The following is a 21,828-nucleotide window of genomic DNA, read 5'->3' as shown; positions in this document are numbered from 1 at the left end:
ACGATGGCTGGTTCTTTTAATTTTGGGGAATGGATTTCGGCGCGCAGCGTCATTGGCGATGCCTTGCATGAAATCGGCGAGACGAACGACAGGCTGTTTGTCTGCACGCCCGATGTCGGCATGAACCTGAAACAGTTCCGGCAGGACTTTCCGGACCGCTATATAGACGTCGGCATAGCCGAACAGAACTGCGTCGGCGTGGCGGCGGGGCTGGCGCTCGAAGGCAACATCCCGGTCATCATGGGCATGCTTCCGTTTCTGTCAATGCGCGCTTGCGAGCAGGTTCGCACGGCGGTGTGCTATCAGAACCTGCCCGTGCGCATTATCGGCACAGGAGGCGGACTGACCTCGGGCGGCGGCTCTACCCATAATGCGATGGAGGACATTGCGATTGTCAAGTCGATGGTCAACATGACGGTGATTTCCATCTGCGACCCGAACATGATCCGCGACATACTCCATCTTTCGATGGAATATCCGGGGCCGATGTACATCCGTTTGGCACAGGGCAAAAAGGACCGCCAGCTGTATGAACCGGGCGCGGTCGACTTTTCGATCGGCGGCAGCGTGACGGCGCGGGACGGCAAAGACGCGACCATTCTGGCCCACGGCGAAATGGTCGGCGAGGCGCTTGACGCCGCCGAGGAACTGGCGAAAGAAAACATTGATGTGCGCGTGGTCGACATGTACACCATCAAGCCGTTTGATGAAGCCGTGGTGCGTAGGGCGGTCGAAGAGACCGGCAACATCGTCGTGTGGGAGGACCACTTGATGCGCGGCGGCTTGGCGAGCTCCATTTCCGATTTCTTCGTCGACAACGCGATCAGGCCAAAAAACTTCAAGCGCTTCGGCATACCGCAGGTTTACGCGGGTTTTGGCAGCGGCGAAGAACTGCGCCGGAAATACGGCTACGATATTGCCGATGTCGTCAAGGCGGTTCGGGAAATGGTGTGACGGGGATAGACATATAAACAGGGATACAGAGAAAGGGGAACCGAAATGAGTACTGCGCCTGCAACAGTCGATGAATATACCAAACTGAGCGTTCCCAAAAAGATCGGTTACGCCTGCGGTGACTTTGCTTGTAATATGAGTTGGTCGCTCGTCAGCGCATATCTGGTGTTTTTCCTGACCGACGTTGCGATGATCAACGCCGCCACGGTCGGTATCATTATTTTTATCTCAAAATTTTGGGATGCGATCAACGATCCGGTCATCGGTTCGCTGGCTGATCATACGAACAGCAAATGGGGCCGCTATCGCCCTTGGATCATCTTTGCTTGCGTCCCCATGCTGGTTTTCAACGTGCTGACCTTTACCACCAACCCTAACTGGTCGGAAACCGCGCGCACGTGGTGGGGCCTTGGCATGTACTTTATTTTGGTGCTGCTGTACACGATGGTGAATGTGACCTATTCGGCGATGCCGGCGACCATGACGCGCGATACGGATACGCGCAGCGCGCTTTCCAGTTACCGCATGACCGGCGCGTTCCTCGCCATGACCATTCTAAGCTTTGCCACACTGCGTATTGTCAATGCGACGGGCGGCGGCGCGACCGGATACCGCAAGGCCGCTTTGATTTTTTCCGCAATGGCGCTGCCGTTCTTTATCATCACGATCCTGTCGACGAAGGAAGTCGTTCAGGTGGACATGAGCAAATCCAAGAAGGTTTCGTTCATTTCGCAGTTCAAGGTTCTCAAGGGCAACTGGCCGGTCATTCAGATCGCCATCGCCTATGCCGGCTGGGGCATTATTCAGGGCGGCATGACTTTCCGCCTGTATTTCTGCACATATAACGCGGGCAACGATCTGCTTTACGCCAATACGCAGACCCTTCAATCCATTCTTGGCATGGTGGGCGCGTTCGCGGTAAGCTATCTGGTGCCTCGCGTGAAAAACAAGGGGACGATAAGCGGCGTAGCGTTCTCGCTGATCGCCACTTGCGCGCTGATTTCGTTCTTTCTTCCGATCACTACGCCTGTCGGTCAGGCGCTCTACTATGTGATGAATATCGGCATGGGCTTCGGCACCGGTATGATGCTGGGCAACGTATTCGGCATGATGCCCGACACGGCGGAGTACACCTATCACAAATACGGCGTTTACTGTGCCGGTTTTGTTTCGACCTTCATTAACTTTATGCTGAAGGTCGGGCAGGCGGTTGCGATTTCGGGCGCGTCCTTTATTCTGCAAATCGTCGGCTATGTGCCGAACGCGACGCAGAGCGACGCCGTGCTTTTCACCATGAATTTCGGCTCGCATATTTTTGTCGGACTGTTCTCCATCGTTTGTGCGATCGCGATGTTCTCCTACAAACTGGATAAGAAGACTTACGGCGAAATCGTCAGCAATCTGCGCGAACGCGGGCTCGCGAATTGACCGGTCGGCTTTTGAAAGGAGCGTTTTACTATGGCAAAAATGAAGCAGCTTTGGTGGCTGGATGAGAACAAGATCGATCTGATCGACGTGGATATTCCGGCGGTGGGGCCGGGGGAAGTCAAAGTAAAGATCGCCTACGCCGCGCTTTGCGCGACCGATGTCCATATGGTCACCATGGGCGTGATGGGCAGTAAGCCGCCCGCGCCGCTTGGACATGAGGCGGCGGGCACGCTCGTTGAACTGAGCACGGAGGCCGAGGCCGCGGGCTATAAGCTGGGCGACAAGGTGACGATGTTCCCCGTTTCCCATTGCGGCGAATGCGAATGGTGTAAAAAGGGCATGACGCAGTACTGCATCCATTCCAAGCCGACCGGCGCGTTCGCGGAATACGTCGTTACCGACGTTAAGACTATTTACAAACTGCCCGACAGCGCGGAACTGCGCGATTACGCGATCGTTGAACCAACAAACTGCTGTCTGCGCGCGATGGATTTGGCGCCCATCCGCCACGGTGCGACCGTGTGCGTCGCGGGTGTCGGCGGCATAGGCTCGATCATGCTCAATCAGGTCTTACTTTCGGGCGCGGCGCGCATTACGGTGATCGACCCGGTGCCCGAAAAGCGTGAGCTGGCGCTTTCGATGGGCGCGCAGTATGTAATTGACCCGTTTCATGAAGACGCGGCCGCCCGCGCAATGGAGATAACCGGCGGTTTGGGTTTTGACTACGTGTTTGAAATGTCCGGCTCGCCCAAGGCGGCCGCGACGCCGATCGAGATTTTGGCGCGCTGCGGCACCGCCGTTTACTTTGCGGTGTTCCCGCCCCAGTTTGAAATGCCGCTCAACCTGCATGCGTTGTATATGAAGGAAGGCCGCATTCAAACGGTGTTCACCACGACGACGATCATGAACCGTTCGATCAACATGATCGAACGGATGCAAACCGATAAGATCATCGGCAAGGTCATGCCGCTGAGCGAAGCGGTTGAGAGTTTCGAGGTGTTTAAAACCGCGAAATACCCCAAAATCCTATTGGATTGCAGTAAGACGTAATAATAGACATGCGCGCCGCAGATAGTTCTTCTGCGGCGCGCACCAGACTGTCAAAAAAGTATTTTTGACAGTCTGTCGATCGAAACAAAGCCCCATTTCGATCGAGAATTCCGGCTTCTGCGCGCGCCTTTTAGGCACACTTGAAGTCGGTTTGTATAGCCCGTAGGCCTCTATCCACTGACCGCCGCCGTGCGGCGATTAAATGAGAGCAAACCGAGATACATGCTCCCGGTTTTTATGAATTTTGCCGCAAGCGGCAAAATTCTATTTAATGCGCGCTGTGGCGCGAGGGATTCTTTGACAGTCTGTCGATAGCAGTTCGTATTGATTGGAAAAAGCATCGCTCATATTTGGATATGCCATGAGTTCGATCAGAATGAAAGCCTAAAAATATTTACTTTGAAATGACTGAGGAGTAAAATAGATACAATAGAGGAATTTCAATTGATTGATGAAGGAAATGTATCAATATGAAAACGATCGAAGAATTCCTGTCCGCTGTGGATATACGCATTTATGAGAGAGGTGTGCGGTATTACGAAAATGGCATGGTCGAGCGTCTCATTCGGGACGGCGGTCACTATTCCGCAAAGGTGCACGGCAGCGACTGGGAGCCGTATGATGTGGATATTCAGCTTTCCGAGGAGCAAGAGGTAAAGGATTGGTATTGCACCTGCCCCTATGATGGCGGGGATGTGTGCAAGCATGTGGTTGCGATGTTGCTCGCTGTGCAGAACGGGAAAGCAAAAGAGAAAAAGACTACGCCTAGAAAAAATAAAAACAAACCTTCGTTTTCGCTGGAACCACTGCTGTCTAAGGCGTCAAAGAAGGAACTTGCGGCATTGATTCTGGAGCACACCAAGGAAGATGCGCGTTTTTGCGCCAATGTCCTATTTGCGCTGGGCGCACCTGATGAGCAGGAACTGAGCGCCGCAAAAGAGATGATACACGCATCCATCCGGCGCAACACGCACAGAGGCGATATTGACATGCGGGGCTGTGACGCAATCTGCAATGATCTGGACGAGGTTCTCGAAACAGCGCGCCGTCACGTGGAGCGCGGGCGGTTTGCCGCGGCCATAGCCCTTGCACTGGAGATGCTGCACATCGGGGCAAAACTGGCCTCTGAGGCGGACAGCAGCTCGGGTTGTCTGTGTGACACGATGGATTACGGATTGGAGCTTTTGGAGAATGCGGCGGCGAGCCTTCAAAGCGGTGAGCCCAAGAAAAAACAGGTTTCCTTTGACAAAATTCTGAAAATCGCGCTTAACAAGACGTTTGACGACTGGGAGGATTTGCGCTACGATCTTTTGAACTGCGCAGCGCTGCTCGCCGATCAGAAAAGCGCGCCCAAGCTGAGCACATTATTGGACGAGCTGCTTGCCGCCGCCGGTAAAATGGAATACGGCAGAGAATATTGCATGGAAGCAAATATGGAAACCCGTTTTCGCCTGATCGAAACCATGGAGGGAGCAAAAGCTGCCAGAGATTTTCTTTCACAGCATCTGAATTTTGATCGGCTTCGGGAGTTGGCGACTATTATGGATATGGACGCCGGGAACTACAAGCGTGCGGAAAAGCTGTGTCTGGAAAAAGCCGAAACAACATCCCGTAATCCCTATGGCTCTCCCAGCCAGTGGCATGAGCTTCTCTGTAATATTTATCGTACTGCCGGACAGGAGAAGAGGCTGACAGCGCAGTTGCGCACTATGCTCCTGCTGGGTAAGCTGGAGTGCTATGATGAACTGAAAAAGCGCCTGCAGGCAGATGGCTGTTGGGAGCAGGAATATCCGTCGCTTTTGCAGTCGATTGCCGCATCGCGCCCCTGCGATCAATACATGTTGATTTTAGCGAAGGAATCGGAGCTTGCGCTTCTGATAGAGCAAGTAGAAAGAAACCCGGATACAGTATTTATTTACGGAAACCAGTTGGCCAAACAATACCCGCAGCGGGTGTATGCGCTGTGCGCGTCACAGATCCGTTCCGTCGGGGAGCTAGTCCAGAATCGGCGGGACTATCATAAGCTGTGCTCACTCCTTGAAAAACTAATCGGTTACGGAGGAACCGCCGAAGCCAGACAGCTGGTCATGGAACTGCGGGAAACATATCCCCGCCGCAGCGCCCTGCAGGAGGAGCTAACGCTTTTGGAGCGAAAGGCGGCCAAACAATTATAAAACAAGCCGCTGTGCGCTAAGTTATGCACAGCGGCTTGCTGTTTGTGCAACCGGCGATGCACGTTTCAAACCGGATAAAGTCCGGAATCCATATGGTGGTGTGAGAGAAGGGGAATTGATCACTAGCCTACTCGATTGTGGGTTCAACGATAGTCTATTTATGCTGCAGGAAGCGGTAGCGCTCGGGCCAGGGGCGCGGAGGCGTGAACGCGCGGAACGGATACTGCTCCATGAGTATGGGCAAATACTGGAGCTGGTTGACAGATTCATAGGCAAGATGCAGGCCCTTTCTGCGGCAGGATTCGGCGGAGATCACTTCGTCCGCAGCCAGTACAACGGCGGATTTGCCGTCTTGAATATGCAAGCCGGAATAGACGAACCACCACTGCTCCATGCCGCCTGCTATCCGCTTGTTGACCAAAATCAGCACGCCCTTGTCGCGGTTCGGGTCGATGGGACCTTCCACCGCCACGATATCCTGATCGTGGGCGGAAATGCTGAGAATATCGGAATTGATTTTCGTGGGATCGCTGGGAAAACCCAATTCGGCAAAGGAATAATTGCGGTCAAGGATCAGCGCTTTGGGTCCCGCGCCGTTGTCCTCTATACACAGACCGTCGTAATGCTCAAAATGGAAGCCGGGATATTCCACAATAAACCCCATATCTTCTGCGAAAACCAAGTTTAGCCGGTAATCATACATTTCTGGAACTGCCCCGGGCAATCGAACCACTGTACAGGAATAGCCGACGCCGTTAGGCATGACGCAATAACCCATTGTGGGGTGGAAATTTGGATCTAAAATTTTGCATAAGTCCTCCGGCATGACCGCCGAACTGGAAGCGATCTCGTGATCGGGCGCAAAGGCAGCGAGGATATCCGCTCCGGGTTCGGCGATATCCCGTTCATATAGCGCTGCATAAGGGCAGGCTTTTTGTTCCTCAGTCAGCGCAGGTAACTTTTGTGGGTCGATTTTAAATTGGTAGATCATTTTTTACACTCCTTAATGAAAAATTGAATAAAAAAACGGATGCTTTCGCCTATACAGCGAAAGCATCCGTCACTTTCTTACCACAAAGAAATTGAATCTGCCATAAACTCAATTTCGTTGTACCGATTAAAACATATTACATAGAAGTTGTCAAGTGGTTTGTCAAACGCTTAAGAAAATTAACGATTTGACCAAAAAAGAAGGGCGATTTTTGTGGATATATAAGAATGACAGGACATCTCGGGATTGTAAATTGTGAGAGGAACGATTGGGTGTTATAATTAATATACAAATATATCAGCGATTCTGGATTGGGAAAGGGGATACACATGGGTGATAAAAAATTACGGGTGTTCATTGCAGAGGATGAGCCGATCGTACTCATGGGCTTTGAAGCGCTTGTAAAGATATGCGGCCATGAGGTTGTCGGCACCGCGTTGGACGGACAAGCCGCAATCGACGGAATCCGTAAACAACAGCCGGATATTGTGATCATGGATATCGATATGCCGGTAGTGGATGGAATCACGGCGGCGGATACCGTTAATCAAGAACAAGAGATCCCTACGATCATCGTGACCGGCTACCGGAATGAAAACTATGTGGAGCGCGCTTGCGCGGCCGGTGTTTTCGCTTACCTGCAAAAGCCGATAGATGAATATGAGTTGCGCTCGGCCCTCAAAATCGCGGTAAGCCAATTTGAAAAGCGCAGGAAGGCGGAGCAGGGACAGAAAACAGCGGAATCGAAGTTGAAGGAGCGGATTATCATCGAGCGGGCCAAGGGTGTGATGATGGATCAATTTGGCTTAACCGAGCAGCAAGCAATGAAAGCTTTGCAAAAAAAGAGTGCGGATACCAACACCAAAATGGCCGTGGTGGCGCAAAAGATCGTAGATGTAAGCGAGAAAATCAAATGAATAAAACGGCGGAAACGGTGCTGCAAATGCGGGATATTTCTGTTCGCAGCGACGGAGAGCAGCTATTTTCCAATCTCAGTTTCGCGCTGCAAAAGGGGGAAATCCACGCGGTAGTCGGCATGGCCACGCACGAACTGCGAAAGTTTGTCGATTTATTGAGCGGCGATTTGTCGGACTATTCCGGTCAATGCTTCTTATTGGGCGAGCCGGCGCGGTTTTGCAGGAAGGAGCGCAGGATCGATGTGGTTCGTCAGGGGGCGAACCAATTCCCGTACTTATCGGCTGCGGAAAATATTTTTTTGACGAAGACTGGTGTTTTTCGTTTAAAAAAGAGGCAGGAGCTACGGCGATGTGAGGAGCTGCTTGAGCAGTTCCAGATCAAGTTGGATTTGCGGAAAAAAGTCCGTGAAATGGCGCGCGAAGATCGGAAAATGCTTGAATTTCTGCGCGCTTATATCAAAAATTGCCCAATCGTGGTGCTTAGCGAGCCTTTTCTGGATATTGATAAGGACAACCGAGGCGGGCTGCTCAATATCTTGCGGGAAATGAAACAACGCGGGCAAAGCATCGTGTTTGTGACCTCCCATCTGGACGATGCACTACATATCTCGGACAGAATATCGGTTTTGGATGACGGGCTGATTAAAATAACCGCCAAGACCGAGGATGTGATCAAAAATCCCAAAGAGATCATGTACATGCTGTCAGGCTGGGCGCCGCTTCAACGAGATTCGCGCGACAAGGAATGGGATATTCTGCAAACTATTGTCAATGCGCGCGATATTTTATCTTCGAGTTCGGAGCTGAAAAAAGAACTGCTGTATCTTGCAAAGGATATCACCAAAGTATTGGGTGCGCAAAACAGCGTGATCTACCTGCTCAACGAAGAGGTAAACGGCGTAATAGACACGATACGGGACAACGAGACAAAATTGTCAGTGCCCAGTCTGAAAAGCGACGCGATCTGCCGGCTGGTGTGTGAAGGGAATCTTGTAATCCTATCCGGACAAACCGCGGGATATGAAGCCCTTTTTCAGGAGAACCGCGAGATACGCACCATTGTTTGTATGCCGGTCAACCGTAATGAACAGATTAGCGGGCTGATTCAAGTATCCTTCCGGGAGAACCGTCTGCTTAGCGAGACCGATGAGCGGTATTTAAAAACTTTTGGCAAAGAGATCGCGATTGCGATTGAAACCTCCAACTTGATCGGCCGTTCGATGCTGCTGCAAGAAAGTCACCATAGAATAAAGAATAATTTACAAATGATCACCTCCATGATCTATATGCAGAAGCTGCACTACAAGGAAAAGGGCGGCGACATCGATGAGATTTTTCAATCCATCATATCGCGTATTTCCAGTATAGCGATCGTGCATAACCTGCTGGCCAAAGATAAAAACGAGGGTAGCATTGTAAATCTTTACAATATCGTGAAAGAAGTGATCAAAATATATGAGCGAGACGATGTGCGCATCAATCTGGACGTGGAAAACATCAGTATTCCATACAATAAGGCGACGCAGATATCGCTGGTGGTCAATGAACTGATTTGCAACTGCATGAAGCACGCTTTTCAGGGGCGTAAGGATAATGTGATCCGCGTCTTTTGTCACAACGATGGTAAGAATATACAGTTGATCATCGCAGATAATGGATGCGGATTGAAGAATCGGGAACAAATGGAGCTGTCGGGGAGCATTGGCGTGTCCGTGGTCAAAAGCATTATTGCGGGGCTGCATGGCACGGTGGATTTTGCGAATAACGCGGGAACGACGGTGCGGATCCTGTTTCCGACCTCGCATGTATATGACGCGCGGAATAGTAAAGATTGAACAAAAATAAGTATCAAAAAATAGCGTAAATTACTGAAAAAATAAAAAAGTGTTGACAAAGGACTTGGGATGAGGTTATACTTAGCCCATCAAAAGTGAATAGATTCGGCGGGACTCATGAAGGGTTTTTTGCCGAATGTGATGAGAGAAAGTGCAGAATGCTTTCGCTGTAATAAGCGGGGGCATTCTGTTTTTTTATGTTTAAGGAGGTTGTATGACAATGCGTTACAAATCATTTGGCAATTACGGATGGGATATTTCCTGTCTGAGTATCGGTTCCTGGACGCTTGGGGGCAAGGAATGGGGAGCGATCGAGAAGAAAGACGCGATCGACACCGTTCACGCGTTGGTGGAGAACGGCGTAAACCATTTGGATACGGCGCTGTCCTATTCAGCAGGAGACTGCGAGCGAATAGTGGGCGAGTGCATCAAGGGGATCCGCGACAAGCTGTATATTACGACAAAATGCGGCACCATGAATATTTACGGCAACATTTTTATTCGCTGCGGCAGCCGGGATTTTATTTTTAAGTGCTGTGAGGAATCGCTTCGCAATCTGGGTATCGACTATATCGATAATTACATGATTCACTGGCCCGATCAAAACACGCCGATCGAGGAAACAATGGACGCGCTGAACGAGCTGAAACAGCAGGGCAAGATCGGCCACATCAGTGTTTCCAACTTTACCAAGGAAGAGATTTTGGAAGCCGAAAAGTATGGGAAGATCGAGGCGGTGCAGATGTGTTACAACATGTGCGACCGCTCGAACGAGGAATTCCTCAAGTGGGCGCACAGCCGGGGCATGGGTACGATGACTTATTCGAGCCTTGCCAGCGGTGTACTGACCGGACAGTACCGGTCCCTTCCGAATTTTGCGCCGGACGACGCACGCGTCGCCTTTTTCCCGTATTTCCGCGAGCCGATGTTTTCTAAGGTGATGAAACTGCTCAAAGAACTGGATGTGATTGCTGAAAAACGCGGCGCGGCGCTGGCGCAGATCGCGGTGAATTGGAACACACAGCGCGATTTTGTCGATACCTCGCTTTGCGGCTCGCGCAATACCCGAGAAGCGAATGAAAACTGCGGCGGCTTTGACTGGACGCTGACGGATGAAGAAATGAAAACCATCAACAAAGCGATCGAAACGTATCTGGACTGTTAAGGAGACGGCATCATGTTAGTAACATTAAAAGAGATACTAAGCGAATCTGTTGCGAAAAAATACGCCGTGCCCGCGCTGAACGGACATGACTTTTTCACAGCGCAGGGGTGTCTGCTCGCTTGTGAGCAAATGAACCGCCCGCTGATCCTGATGTTTGCCGGTGATTTTACGTTCCCGGCTGATTTCCGGCAAGACGTACATCTGCGGATGCTGCTGGAAATGGCGCGTAGCGCCAAGGTCCCGGTCTGTGTGATGATCGACCACGCCGGCAGTTATGAGCTTTGCATGCGGGCGATCCATTACGGCTGCGGCGGCGTGATGATCGACGGCTCCACCTTGCCGTTTGAAGAAAATGTGGCGCTGGTCGGCAAGGTTGTGGAAGCCGCGCATGCCTGCGGCGTGAGCGTGGAAGCCGAGATCGGCCATGTGGGCGGTTACGAGGGCACACCCGACGAGGGGATTGCAAAGCCCCAGTTCTATACGAAGCCCGAGGAAGCGGAGCGGTTCGCAAACCTTACCGGCGTTGACGCGCTGGCCGTCGCCTTTGGCTCTAACCATGGCCCCTATCAGGGTACGCCGCATCTGGATATTCCACGCCTGACGGAGATCCGCGACCGCGTCGGCGATCTGCCTTTGGTCCTGCACGGGGGCTCCGGCCTGCCGGATGAGGAATTTTCAAAGGCTGTCGCAGGCGGGATCAATAAGGTCAACTATATCTCCGGTATGATGATCAACTGTGCGGACGCTATGCGGGAATTCTCGAATGCGCAGATGGGCAAGCGACTGACCTCCCGTCAGATGCTCGAAGTGGGCATGGAATCCGTTGTTTCGGAAACACGGCATATTTTGGAGGTATTCAACACGCAGGCCCTTACCATTCCGATCTCTGAAACGGAAACAGTGACGGCGAGGAGGTTTCAGTAATGGGCGAGACCATGACCGCGCTGCGGTATCTGGAACGCGGCAAACTGGCGCTTCAGGAAATACCGGTTCCAGTTTGCGGTGAAGACGACATTTTGGTTGAAGTGAGGGCCGCCGGCATCTGCGGCGCCGACCTGCACTGGGAAAGCGGTGCGTTTAACGCGGATCATCCGTTCGTACTGGGGCACGAATTTTGCGGCGTTATTTGCCAACTGGGCAGCCGTGTGAGCGGCCGCTGGAAAATCGGCGACCGTGTCGTTTCCGATAACACCGGTTATGCGTGCGGCCAATGCTCGGCTTGCCTGCGCGGCGATTTTGTGCATTGTCTGCACCGCAAAACGCTTGGTTCCGGCATGGACGGCGGCTTTACAAAATATTGCAGAATCCCCGGCGATATTTTAAAGCTTTACCCGAGCTGCCTCATGAAGCTTCCGGACTGTGTTTCCTTTGAGCAAGGCGCGATTATGGAGCCCGCCGCCAATGCGTACCGTGCCATGATACAGGAAGCACAAGTCCGGCCGGGGGACACGGTCGTGATCGTCGGGCTTGGCCCGCTCGGCTTATACAGCTTGCAAATGGCAAAGCTTGCGGGTGCGAGCAGCATCATTTGCATCGGCATGAAAAGCGATGTGGAAAAGCGCTTTCCCTTGGCTCACCAATTTGGCGCGACACATCTGCTGGTTGCGGATGAGGAGGACATCCCCGCCCGCGTGCGGCAGCTCGCGGGGGAGGACGGCGTTGGCATCGTGGTGGACGCGGCGGGTGCGCCCGCTGTCATGCATCAGGCCATGGAGTATTTGCAGCACGATGGAAAATTCGTCCGTATCGGCAATCCGCCCGGAGCGTATGGATATTCGCTGCTGCCGCTGATTGATAAACAGATCACGGTGATCGGCCACATGGGTTATAACGGCACCTCGTGGGCCAAGGTGATGCGGCTGCTCGAAACCAAACAGCTTGATCTGCAAAGCCTGATCGGCGCGGTTTTACCGCTTAGTGAATATAAAACTGGGTATCAAATGATGCGATCCCAGCAGGTCGCCAAAGCAGTGCTGCTGCCGGAATAGGAGGGGAACAGATGAAAAACGAGGCGTTTTATCAGGTAGGCGTAGGAAAAATGGAAAAGCGGGAAATCCCAATGCCGGATTGCGGCGACGATCAGGTGATCGTACATACGGAATACATGGGCATTTGCGGATCCGACCTATTCTTTTTCGGCGACCACAACCATGAGGTTGCAAACGGCGCACATAAGCTCCCCTTTATCATTGGCCACGAATGCGCGGGCGAGGTTGTGCGGACCGGTAAAAACGTCACGCACTTGACGGTGGGGGACAAGGTTGCGCTGGAGCCGGGCGTGCCTTGCGGTAGGTGCGCGTTCTGCAAAAGCGGCCGGTACAACCTGTGCCCGGAGGTAAAATTTATGGCGTGTCCGCCGTATTTCAACGGGGCCCTGCGCCGCTATATCGACTATCCGGCGCATATGGCGTTCAAACTCCCCGCTACTGTCGATACCAAAGCGGGCGCGCTGATCGAGCCGCTTTCCATCGGCCTGCACGCGACGAAGCGCGCCGGTATCGGTCTGGGCGATGTAGCCGTTATTTTGGGTTCGGGCTGTATCGGTCTGACGCTGCTGCTGGCGGCACGAGCCCGCGGCGTTTCTAAGATCATCATGGTTGATGTATTCGATAACCGTTTGCAAAAAGCATTGGAATTGGGCGCGGACGCGGTGATCAACTCTGCGCGCGAGGATCCGCTCACAAAGGTTCGGACGCTGCTGGGCGGCGGCCTGCCGAACTTTGTATTGGAAGCAGCCGGGCGGCCGGAAACCGTGCAGCTTGCTGCAAAGCTCATTGGACGCGGCGGTACGATCCTACAGGTCGGCAGCGTCAATGCGCCGACGACGCTTACGCTTTACGAATTGACGGAAAAAGAGGTCAAGCTGATTTTTACATTCCGCTACGCCAACATTTATCCCACGGCGATCGAGGCGATCGCGAGCGGGCGAATCGATATCAACCAGCTCGCGACCGATGAATTTGCCTTTGAGGATACACAGCTTGCGTTTGAACAGGCGGAGCACAACAAGCAGAGCGTGGTCAAAGCCGTTATCAAATTCTGAAACGGAGGGATACCATGGATAAAAAATTTGACGCCATCTGTCTGGGCACCTGTCTGCTGGATATTTCAACAAGCGGCTTGGATTTCAATACGTTTTTGGAAACCGAGCCAAATCTTGCGGAATCGATCACCTACAGCGCGGGCGGCGACGCGGTAAACGAAGCGATGGCCATGAGCAAGCTGGGAAACCGCGTGGGTTTGATCAGTCGAGTAGGCGACGATTTTATCGGCCGCTTTTTGCTGGAGCAAGCCGAAGCGGCGGGGGTGGACGTTGCATCGGTCTACCGCGATCCGGATGCGCCGACGGCGGCCAATAATATTTTGATCGGCGCGAAGGACAAACGGATCTATACGATCAGCAAAAACAAAACATCACGCACCGAGTTCTGCGAGGACGATGTGGATTACGAGGTGATACGGAGGGCGCGGCTCATCGCGTTCGGCAGCATTTTTGTGCATGAAAAGTTTGACGATCGGGCGCTCACACATCTATTCCAAACGGCGAAGCAAAACGGCGCGATCACCTGCGCCGATGTTGGCCCGACTGCGGCGCACTGCTCCTTAGACGGCTTGCGGCACGCGTTGCCCTATCTGGATTACTTGTTTCCCAACGAACGGGAAGCAGCCATGCTGTCCGGCAAGCGTGATCCCGATGAAATGGCGGATTACTTTTTGAATTTAGGCATCGGCACGGTGGCAATCAAGTTCGGTGCAAAAGGAAGCCTGATCAAAAATAAGAAAACGCGTTTTTTTCAGCAGCCCTTCTATGTTGATCCGATCGATACGACCGGCGCGGGCGATTGCTATGCGGCCGGATTCATGTCGGGGCTGATCCACGAACTGCCGCTGGAGGCTTGTGCGGCATACGCTTCGGCCACGGGCGCACTGGCTGTGGGGAGGGTCGGCGCAACCGCCGGGATTGAAAGCGCGAAACAGGTGGAGGCTTTTCTGGAAAGCCGGAACAAACGCATGAAAATCACGCCGTGCGTATGAGGAAAGGCGGGAGCTATGGAAAACAACGTGATCGTTGAAATGAAGGACATTACAAAAAGCTTTCCCGGCGTTAAAGCGCTGGATTCCGTAAGCTTAACGCTGCGGCGAGGCAGTATTCACGCACTGGTCGGTGAAAACGGCGCGGGCAAATCTACCTTAATGAAAATACTATCCGGCACCTATAAAAAGGATGCGGGCGAAGTCCGCTATAAGGGGCGAGTCGTTGACTTTCGTAGCGAGCGGGAAGCGCTGGACGCGGGAATATCGATCGTCCCGCAGGAACTGGCCTATGTGCCCGGACTGACCATTGAGGAAAATATATTTCTGGGGCGGGAGCCCGCCACAGGCGGTGTGATCAGCAAGAAAACGCGCTGTCAAAAGACAAAAGAACTGATCAACGAGCTCAAGTTACAAATGGAACCGACAACCAAAATGAGCGATATCAGTATCGCTCAGTGTCAAATGGTAGAGATCATCAAAGCGATCTCACGCGGCGCGGAGGTTGTGATCATGGACGAACCCACCTCGTCGCTTACCACGGTGGAAACTCAGAAAATGTTCGAGCAGGTCAGGGCGCTCAAGGCTAAAGGGATAGCGGTCGTTTACATCAGTCATAAGCTAGATGAGATTATGGAGCTGTGCGACGCGATTACCGTTCTGCGCGATGCAAAGCTGATCGGCTCCATTCCAAGAAAAGAAGCTTCGGAGGCTAAGATCATACAAATGATGGTCGGCCGCGATATGGGTAAGGTGTATCCTCCCGTGGGAACATGCGGCACGGAAGAGGTGCTCCGTGTGGAGGGCCTGACCAGACAGGGCGTATTCGAAAATATCTCTTTTACACTGCATCAGGGCGAGGTGCTGGGCTTTTCGGGCATGGTCGGAGCGGGACGCAGCGAAGTGATGCGCGCACTTTTCGGCATGGATCCATACCAAAGCGGCAGTATTTTTATCAACAAAGAAAAAGTCAAGATACGCTCAACCCAAGACGCAATTCGGGCCGGAATCTGTCTGGTGTTTGAGGACCGCGCCATCCATGGGTTTGTGGGCGATCTTACGGTGAGCGAGAATGTGATGCTCCCCAGCGCAAAGGAATACTCAAAATACGGCAGTTTGGATTTCAAACGCATTGCGCGGGAGGTGAGCGGGCAAACAGAGCTTTTACGGATCAAAACGCCGTCTATTCACCAAAAGACCGCGTTTCTTTCCGGCGGTAATCAGCAAAAGGTTGTGCTGGCCAAGTGGCTGATCCGAAAGGATGTCAAGGTTCTGATTATGGATGAGCCGACGCGAGGCATCGACATCGGTGCGAAACAGGAGATATATCAGATTATTAAAGATCTTGCGGCGCAGGGCATGGCGATCATCATCGTCAGCTCGGAAATGCCGGAGGTCATCAATGTCAGCCAGCGCATCATCGTGATGGACAGCGGCCGTATTCTGGACGAATTTCCGCACGAAAACGCGACGCAGGACGGTATCATGAAAACCATCATCGATGGGGGGAGAAAACTATGAAGAATGGCGTAGGTTCCAAGCTCAACAAAAGCAGTGTAGGCGAAATTTATCAGAAATACGGCATTTTCTTGATCATGATCATCGTGTTTCTCGGGGCTTGTATCGCAAACCCCAATTTTTTGAAAGCTTCCAACCTAACGAACGTCATGAAGCAGATCACGGCGGTCGCGGTCATTGCGGCGGGCGAAACGATATTGCTCGTCAGCGGATGTATCGATCTGTCCGCCTCGGCTGTCGCGGCTGTCTCCTCTTGCTTTGCAGCCAATGCGCTGTTGCAAACAAATTCCGTGATCGTATGCTTTGCCGTCGCCATGCTGATCGGCATCGTGCTCAATTACATCAGCGGTAGCATGATTACTTGGTTCAAGCTGCCGCCGTTTATCGCAACGCTTGCCATTATGAGCCTTGCTGAAGGCATGAGCTATCTTTACAGCGGCGGCAAAACGATAAAAGGGTTGGATAAGCTGAAATGGTTAAGTCAGGGTAAGTTGTTTGATTTCATACCCAATATGCTGGTTTTGCTCGCGCTTGTACTAATTCTTATGCAGTTTATGCTCAAACGAACCAGACTTGGCCTATACATGTACGCCATTGGCGGTAACCTGAAGGCTAGTATCGCGGCGGGTATCAATGTGAACCGAATCCTTCGACTGACCTATGTGATCAACGGCGCGCTGGTCGGTATCGCGGGGCTGATCCTTACGTCGCGCATGATGGCGGCAACGCCCAACATCACGACCGGCGGGTATGAATTCGACGCGATCACGGCGACTGTGGTCGGCGGTACCAGCTTCAGCGGCGGCCACGGCTCGATGTTCAACGTCATCGTCGGCGCCATCATCGTCGGTATCATCAATAACGTCATGATTTTGATGGGGCTTGACAGTAACTGGCAGACGATCGCAAAGGGTTTGCTGATCGCTGTGGCGGTCATTATTGATATCAATACGAAAAAAAGCAACAAGTGAGTAGGCACGCTAAATTTCATTCACATTAAACCAATATCAAAGGAGGAAAAATCATGAAAAGAGCAATCAGCATTTTGGTGGCGGCACTGATGCTTGTGGGCGGACTGTCGGCATGCGGCGAACCGGCGGCGCCAAGCGCAGAGGAGAGCGGCGCGGACAGCGCCTCCGCGGGAAGCGCAAAGGAGTTTATCATTGGCTGCGAATATTCCACAAGCTCCTGCGTCTATTGCATGAATTTTGCCAACGCGATCAAGGAGTACGGGGAGGCCGAGGGCATGACCGTGCTGCTGACACAGGCAAACCGTGATGTTTATACCGAGATCAGCAACGCGGAATCCATGCTGGCGCAAAGGGCGCAGGTCGTCGGCGGCATTTGGGACGACTCCGATGCTTGCATGCCGGTCGCAACCGCCTGTGCGGAAGCGGACGCATGGTGCGTGGGTCTGCTGAACGGTTTGACCGACCGGGCGGACGGCTATGAGAAATATGCCTATGTCGGATCGGAGAATTATGACGGCGGCTATTTGCAGGGGCAGTGGCTGGCAGAGCATCTCCCGCAAAACGCAGAGATTTTTTATATGGCCAGCCATGACGGCGATCAACAATCGCTGGCCCGCGAGGAAGGCATGCTAACGGCGCTAAAGGACGCCGGACGTGACGACGTTACCGTCGCCGCCCGCGAGGATGCGCATAACAACCGCGACGAAGGCCTGAAGATCATGGAAAACTGGCTACAGGCATACGACAACATCAAGTGTGTTGTGACAACCGCTGATGAGACCGCGCTGCCGGCCATCGAAGCGATGAAAGCGGCCGACCGTTTCGACGGCGATGTGATCGTGGCCGGATTCGACGCTTCCGCCGAAGCGCAGGATTCCATCGCGGCGGGTGAAATGTCCATGAGTGTCTTACAAGACTACAAGGCGCAGGCGAAAGCGTTTATTGAACTTTGCATAGAGATTCGCGATGGCAAGGAGCCAACGGATAAAATCGTTCCGTTCAGCGCGGTCGACGCATCGAATGTAGCGGATTATAAGGATTATTAAAAGCTTGGGAAAGGAAAAGCGGCCATGAAAGAAAATTTAGGCAAGGTTATGACCGTGCAGGGGCCTGTCGAGCCAAAGATGCTGGGACATACGCTTCCACACGAGCACACGCTGAACTGGCTCAATCACTATGAAATGCCCGACTCGGACCCTGAAAAACGGCAGTATTTCGAGCAGCCGGTCACACTGGACAATCTGCACTACATCCTGAATGAAAACTTCTATGGTGTACGCGATAATTTGCTCAATTATGACGATGCGCTCTTTGTTGAGGAGCTCAGGCGCTTTCAGAGGGCCGGCGGCGGCACGGTCGTCGACCTGACCTGTGACGACAACACCAAGTTTTATGCGGAGGGCAAGCCCACCGACGAGCACTGGGAACGCATCAAGGCTTTGGCCGAACAGTCCGGCATTTATATCGTCGGCGCTGTCGGGCACTTCCCACCAAACGGAAAGACCGATTTTAGCAAGCTGACTGTGGACGATTTGGCGCGGCAGTATATTGATATCATTCGTAACGGTTATGGCAAAACCGGTATTAAGCCTGGGATCATCGGCGAGATCGGTACAAGCGACGTCATTACCGACGACGAATGGAAGTGCCTGCGCGCCGCCGCGATCGCGGCAAAGGAAACCGGTCTGCCGGTCAACGTGCATGTCAACGTATACCAGTGGCGGCATGATTTTAAAATCCTGAAAGTGTTTGAGGAAGAAGGTATGGACCTTAACAAGTTTGCCTTCAGTCACAGAGAAGCCTGCTTAATTCAGGATAATTGGAGCGAAAGCGACGCTTTCGGACATTTGCAGGCGCTGATGGACAAGGGCGCGTATATCTCCTTTGACGGCGTCGGCAACATGAGCTACGAGAAAATGACTTATGGCGCATGGTGCAACGCCTCCGATAAGCAGCGCGCGCAGGCGGTATATAAGCTGATCGTGCGCGGCTATCAGGATAGGATTTTGCTATCGCACGATTCCGCTGAAAGACACCGATTTTCCACCTGCGGGGGATATTGCTACAATCACATCATCGGCAGGTTCCGTGAGATATGCAATCTGGTAGGCGTTGAAAACGATGAGTTCGACGCGATCATCAAGGACAATCCGCAGAGACTATTGACCATTGAGTAAGCTGAACGTGAGGAGCCGCCGTACCGGCGGCTCCTTGTTTTTTGAAAAAGGGCGCGGTATACTGAGTATAACCCGCAACTATATCGACATGCAACGGGAGAAATGCTATGAAAATTGTCATTTTGGATGGCTACACCGAAAACCCGGGAGATCTAAGCTGGAGCGGTCTGGAAACGTTCGGAGAATTGACCGTTTACGATCGGACGCCGCTTGCGGATGAAACGGAAATCATTCGCCGCATTGGCGATGCAGAAATCGTCTACACCAATAAAACGCCTGTTACGCGTAACGTGCTTGACCGCTGTCCCTCGATCCGGTTTATCGGCCTATTGGCAACGGGCTACAACGTAGTCGACTACCGCTACGCGCGAGAGAAGGGCATACCGGTGACGAACGTGCCGTCGTATGGCGTAGCTTCAGTCAGTCAGTTCGCCATTGCGCTGCTGCTGGAGATTTGCCATCACATCGGCCACCATGATCAAGCGGTACATGATGGCAAGTGGGAACAGTGCAGCGACTGGTGCTTTTGGGACTATCCGCTGATTGAGCTGTTTGACAAAACGATCGGGATTATCGGCTTTGGCCGAATCGGACAAGCGACCGGACGCATCGCAAAGGCGCTTGGCATGCATGTGCTTGCGTTTGACGCGGTACAGACCGACACGGGAAAACAGATCGCACAGTACACCAATCTGGATGGTCTGTTGGCGCTTTCCGACGTGGTCACCCTTCATTGCCCTCTGTTCCCCGAGACCGAGGGGATGATTAACCGGGAAACCATCGCCAAGATGAAGGACGGCGTTATTCTGATTAACAACAGCCGCGGCCCGCTGATCGTGGAGCAGGATTTGGCGGATGCGCTGCATGCGGGAAAAGTAGCGGCGGCGGCAGTCGATGTAGTATCCAGCGAACCGATCAGCGGAGATAATCCGCTGCTTTCCGCACCGCGCTGTATCATCACACCGCATATTTCTTGGGCCCCAAAAGAGAGCCGCGCGCGCATCCTGACATGCGCGATGGAAAACCTGAAAGCCTTTTTAGCGGGCACGCCTATAAACGTCGTCAATTCGTAATCGCGTATGCGCGGCAAAGGAGAAGCATATGAAAATTGTGATCGCGATCGATTCCTTTAAGGAGAGCCTGACATCGTTGCAAGCAGGGAGAACCGTGGCGGCGGCAGCGCGACAGGTGTTTCCAAACGCAAAAATCACGGTTTTACCATTGGCGGACGGCGGGGAGGGAACGGTGGATGCGGTCGTGGATAGTCTGCACGGGGAAAAACGGCGGGTGCGCGTCATAGGACCGTTGGGGAAACCGGTTAACGCGCTGTACGGTATCCTTGAAAACGGACGAACAGCGGTTGTGGAAATGGCGTCGGCGGCCGGGTTGGCGCTGGTGCCGGAGGAGCAAAGAAATCCGCTTTATACCACAACCTATGGCGTGGGCGAGTTGATACGCGACGCGTTGGACACGGGCTGCCGCCATTTTATGATCGGTATCGGCGGCAGCGCGACGAATGACGGCGGTATGGGCATGCTGCAAGCGCTCGGCTGCAAGTTTCTGGACGAAAATGGCGATCCGGTCGGCATGCTTGGAGCGGATTTGATGAGGGTGTCGGATATCGATAGTACCGGGCTCGACCCGCGACTTGCGGTATCCACCCTGCAAGTGGCATGCGACGTCTCGAACTCGCTATGCGGTCCCAACGGCGCTTCCGCCGTATTTGGGCCGCAAAAGGGAGCGGATGCCGGTACGGTGCAGCTGCTGGATGAGGCGCTGTCGCGACTTGCCGGCATCGTACGTGAAAAATATGGAATTTCCATAGAAAATATGCCGGGCAGCGGCGCGGCTGGCGGTCTAGGCTATGCGCTCGTATCCTTTTGCGGCGCAAAGTTACAGTCTGGAGCCGAGGTGATTCTCAACAACGTAGGCTTCACAACACATGCGCAGGATGCCGATCTGGTAATCACAGGCGAAGGCCGACTGGACGCGCAGACCGTGATGGGAAAGGCTCCGGCCACGGTCGCCCGCATGGCAAAGCGCTCCGGTGCACTGGTAGTCGCCTTTTGCGGCAGTGCTGCGCCCGATGCGGAGGCGCTGAATGCGGAGGGGATCGACGCATACTTTCCAATCCTGCAAGCGCCTTGCACGCTGGAGCACGCGCTGCATCCTGAAAATGCAGCCCACAACCTGTTTCTAACTGCGCTGCAGGTGTTCAGTCTATTACGTGCGGCTAAATAACAAAACGCAGAGATGATGCTGCTCTGAATGAGCGCATTGTCTCTGCGTCTTATTATGCCGGCGTATGTTGTGTCCTTACAGGGTTACTGCCTGATATGTAACCGTGCACATATGGCCGGGGAACGTACCTACGGCAAAAGCTCTTAGTTCGTACAGGCCACATCCTCTTAACGCATGAAGGCTGCGACCTCACCTCGGTCTGGTAAAGTGTAGTAACTTAACTTTAACTGATGGGGCTACTTCCTTTATCCTTTTTATTTACTTGCATTGTTTTCAGCTTTGGGTCTTGATACGCCAACCGCAATCCGCATTTTTCTAAAGCAGGCGCTCATAAATAACGGATATCAATATTGAGCAATCAGAGAATATACAAAA

Annotated in this window: 18 protein-coding genes; 17 read left to right on the top strand and 1 reads right to left on the bottom strand. The window is 52.9% G+C overall.

The annotated features are described in order from the left end of the window. Nucleotides 1–3: 3 nt before the first annotated feature. The 4 genes from RWV98_RS12625 to RWV98_RS12610 all read left to right on the top strand — a co-directional run bounded on the left by RWV98_RS12625 (nucleotide 4) and on the right by RWV98_RS12610 (nucleotide 5,606). On the top strand, nucleotides 4–954 hold the full coding sequence (locus RWV98_RS12625; protein ID WP_280962428.1) for a transketolase family protein: 951 nt from the start codon (nucleotides 4–6) through the stop codon (nucleotides 952–954). Between the two features lie 45 nt (nucleotides 955–999). Next, on the top strand, nucleotides 1,000–2,382 hold the full coding sequence (locus tag RWV98_RS12620) for an MFS transporter (RefSeq protein ID WP_280962427.1): 1,383 nt from the start codon (nucleotides 1,000–1,002) through the stop codon (nucleotides 2,380–2,382). Between the two features lie 30 nt (nucleotides 2,383–2,412). Further along, the gene (locus RWV98_RS12615) at nucleotides 2,413–3,432 is read left to right on the top strand and encodes a zinc-dependent alcohol dehydrogenase (RefSeq protein WP_317861157.1); all 1,020 of its coding nucleotides are present in this window, start codon (nucleotides 2,413–2,415) and stop codon (nucleotides 3,430–3,432) included. Between the two features lie 470 nt (nucleotides 3,433–3,902). After that, nucleotides 3,903–5,606, top strand: coding sequence for an SWIM zinc finger family protein (locus tag RWV98_RS12610; protein ID WP_317861155.1), 1,704 nt, complete (start codon nucleotides 3,903–3,905; stop codon nucleotides 5,604–5,606). Between the two features lie 154 nt (nucleotides 5,607–5,760). Here RWV98_RS12610 and RWV98_RS12605 read toward each other — a convergent pair whose 3' ends face one another. Beyond that, nucleotides 5,761–6,597 carry a hypothetical protein gene (locus RWV98_RS12605; RefSeq protein WP_317861153.1) on the bottom strand — a complete coding sequence of 279 codons (837 nt, stop codon included), beginning with the start codon at nucleotides 6,595–6,597 and terminating at the stop codon, nucleotides 5,761–5,763. 329 nt (nucleotides 6,598–6,926) lie between these two features. On the opposite strand from RWV98_RS12605, the gene RWV98_RS12600 reads away from it, so the two are divergent. The 13 genes from RWV98_RS12600 to RWV98_RS12540 all read left to right on the top strand — a co-directional run bounded on the left by RWV98_RS12600 (nucleotide 6,927) and on the right by RWV98_RS12540 (nucleotide 21,453). Further along, nucleotides 6,927–7,514: an ANTAR domain-containing response regulator gene (locus RWV98_RS12600; protein ID WP_317861151.1), complete on the top strand. Its 588-nt coding sequence runs from the start codon at nucleotides 6,927–6,929 to the stop codon at nucleotides 7,512–7,514. Beyond that, nucleotides 7,511–9,349 (top strand): histidine kinase dimerization/phosphoacceptor domain -containing protein, encoded by a 1,839-nt coding sequence (locus tag RWV98_RS12595; protein WP_317861150.1) that lies wholly within the window; start codon nucleotides 7,511–7,513, stop codon nucleotides 9,347–9,349. Before RWV98_RS12600 ends, RWV98_RS12595 begins: the two co-directional genes overlap by 4 nt. Nucleotides 9,350–9,569: 220 nt before the next feature. After that, nucleotides 9,570–10,514 carry an aldo/keto reductase gene (locus RWV98_RS12590; RefSeq protein ID WP_317861148.1) on the top strand — a complete coding sequence of 315 codons (945 nt, stop codon included), beginning with the start codon at nucleotides 9,570–9,572 and terminating at the stop codon, nucleotides 10,512–10,514. Between the two features lie 12 nt (nucleotides 10,515–10,526). Further along, nucleotides 10,527–11,438, top strand: a complete 912-nt coding sequence (locus RWV98_RS12585) for a class II fructose-bisphosphate aldolase (RefSeq protein WP_317861146.1) — start codon at nucleotides 10,527–10,529, stop codon at nucleotides 11,436–11,438. Further along, the gene (locus tag RWV98_RS12580; protein WP_317861144.1) at nucleotides 11,438–12,502 is read left to right on the top strand and encodes a zinc-dependent alcohol dehydrogenase; all 1,065 of its coding nucleotides are present in this window, start codon (nucleotides 11,438–11,440) and stop codon (nucleotides 12,500–12,502) included. The genes RWV98_RS12585 and RWV98_RS12580 overlap by 1 nt, the downstream gene beginning before the upstream one ends. A gap of 11 nt (nucleotides 12,503–12,513) precedes the next feature. Continuing rightward, nucleotides 12,514–13,557 (top strand): NAD(P)-dependent alcohol dehydrogenase, encoded by a 1,044-nt coding sequence (locus RWV98_RS12575; RefSeq protein ID WP_317861142.1) that lies wholly within the window; start codon nucleotides 12,514–12,516, stop codon nucleotides 13,555–13,557. A 14-nt stretch (nucleotides 13,558–13,571) separates the two neighbouring features. After that, nucleotides 13,572–14,549 (top strand): carbohydrate kinase family protein, encoded by a 978-nt coding sequence (locus tag RWV98_RS12570; RefSeq protein ID WP_317861140.1) that lies wholly within the window; start codon nucleotides 13,572–13,574, stop codon nucleotides 14,547–14,549. A gap of 15 nt (nucleotides 14,550–14,564) precedes the next feature. After that, nucleotides 14,565–16,067 (top strand): sugar ABC transporter ATP-binding protein, encoded by a 1,503-nt coding sequence (locus tag RWV98_RS12565; protein ID WP_317861139.1) that lies wholly within the window; start codon nucleotides 14,565–14,567, stop codon nucleotides 16,065–16,067. Beyond that, nucleotides 16,064–17,035 (top strand): ABC transporter permease, encoded by a 972-nt coding sequence (locus RWV98_RS12560; protein ID WP_280962415.1) that lies wholly within the window; start codon nucleotides 16,064–16,066, stop codon nucleotides 17,033–17,035. Before RWV98_RS12565 ends, RWV98_RS12560 begins: the two co-directional genes overlap by 4 nt. Before the next feature lie 53 nt (nucleotides 17,036–17,088). Beyond that, nucleotides 17,089–18,081 (top strand): sugar ABC transporter substrate-binding protein, encoded by a 993-nt coding sequence (locus RWV98_RS12555; RefSeq protein ID WP_317861136.1) that lies wholly within the window; start codon nucleotides 17,089–17,091, stop codon nucleotides 18,079–18,081. 24 nt (nucleotides 18,082–18,105) lie between these two features. Beyond that, nucleotides 18,106–19,212 carry a phosphotriesterase family protein gene (locus RWV98_RS12550; protein WP_317861135.1) on the top strand — a complete coding sequence of 369 codons (1,107 nt, stop codon included), beginning with the start codon at nucleotides 18,106–18,108 and terminating at the stop codon, nucleotides 19,210–19,212. Between the two features lie 107 nt (nucleotides 19,213–19,319). After that, on the top strand, nucleotides 19,320–20,285 hold the full coding sequence (locus RWV98_RS12545; protein ID WP_317861133.1) for a D-2-hydroxyacid dehydrogenase: 966 nt from the start codon (nucleotides 19,320–19,322) through the stop codon (nucleotides 20,283–20,285). Nucleotides 20,286–20,313: 28 nt separating this feature from the next. Then, a complete protein-coding gene (locus RWV98_RS12540) occupies nucleotides 20,314–21,453 on the top strand; it encodes a glycerate kinase (RefSeq protein ID WP_317861131.1) in 1,140 nt (379 codons plus the stop codon). The last annotated feature ends 375 nt before the right edge of the window (nucleotides 21,454–21,828 follow it).

The sequence above is a fragment of the Agathobaculum sp. NTUH-O15-33 genome (genome assembly GCF_033193315.1).
Taxonomy (GTDB): domain Bacteria; phylum Bacillota; class Clostridia; order Oscillospirales; family Butyricicoccaceae; genus Agathobaculum; species Agathobaculum faecihominis_A.
Note: the sequence above shows the minus strand (reverse complement) of the source record. Positions and strands in the feature narration are given on the sequence as shown.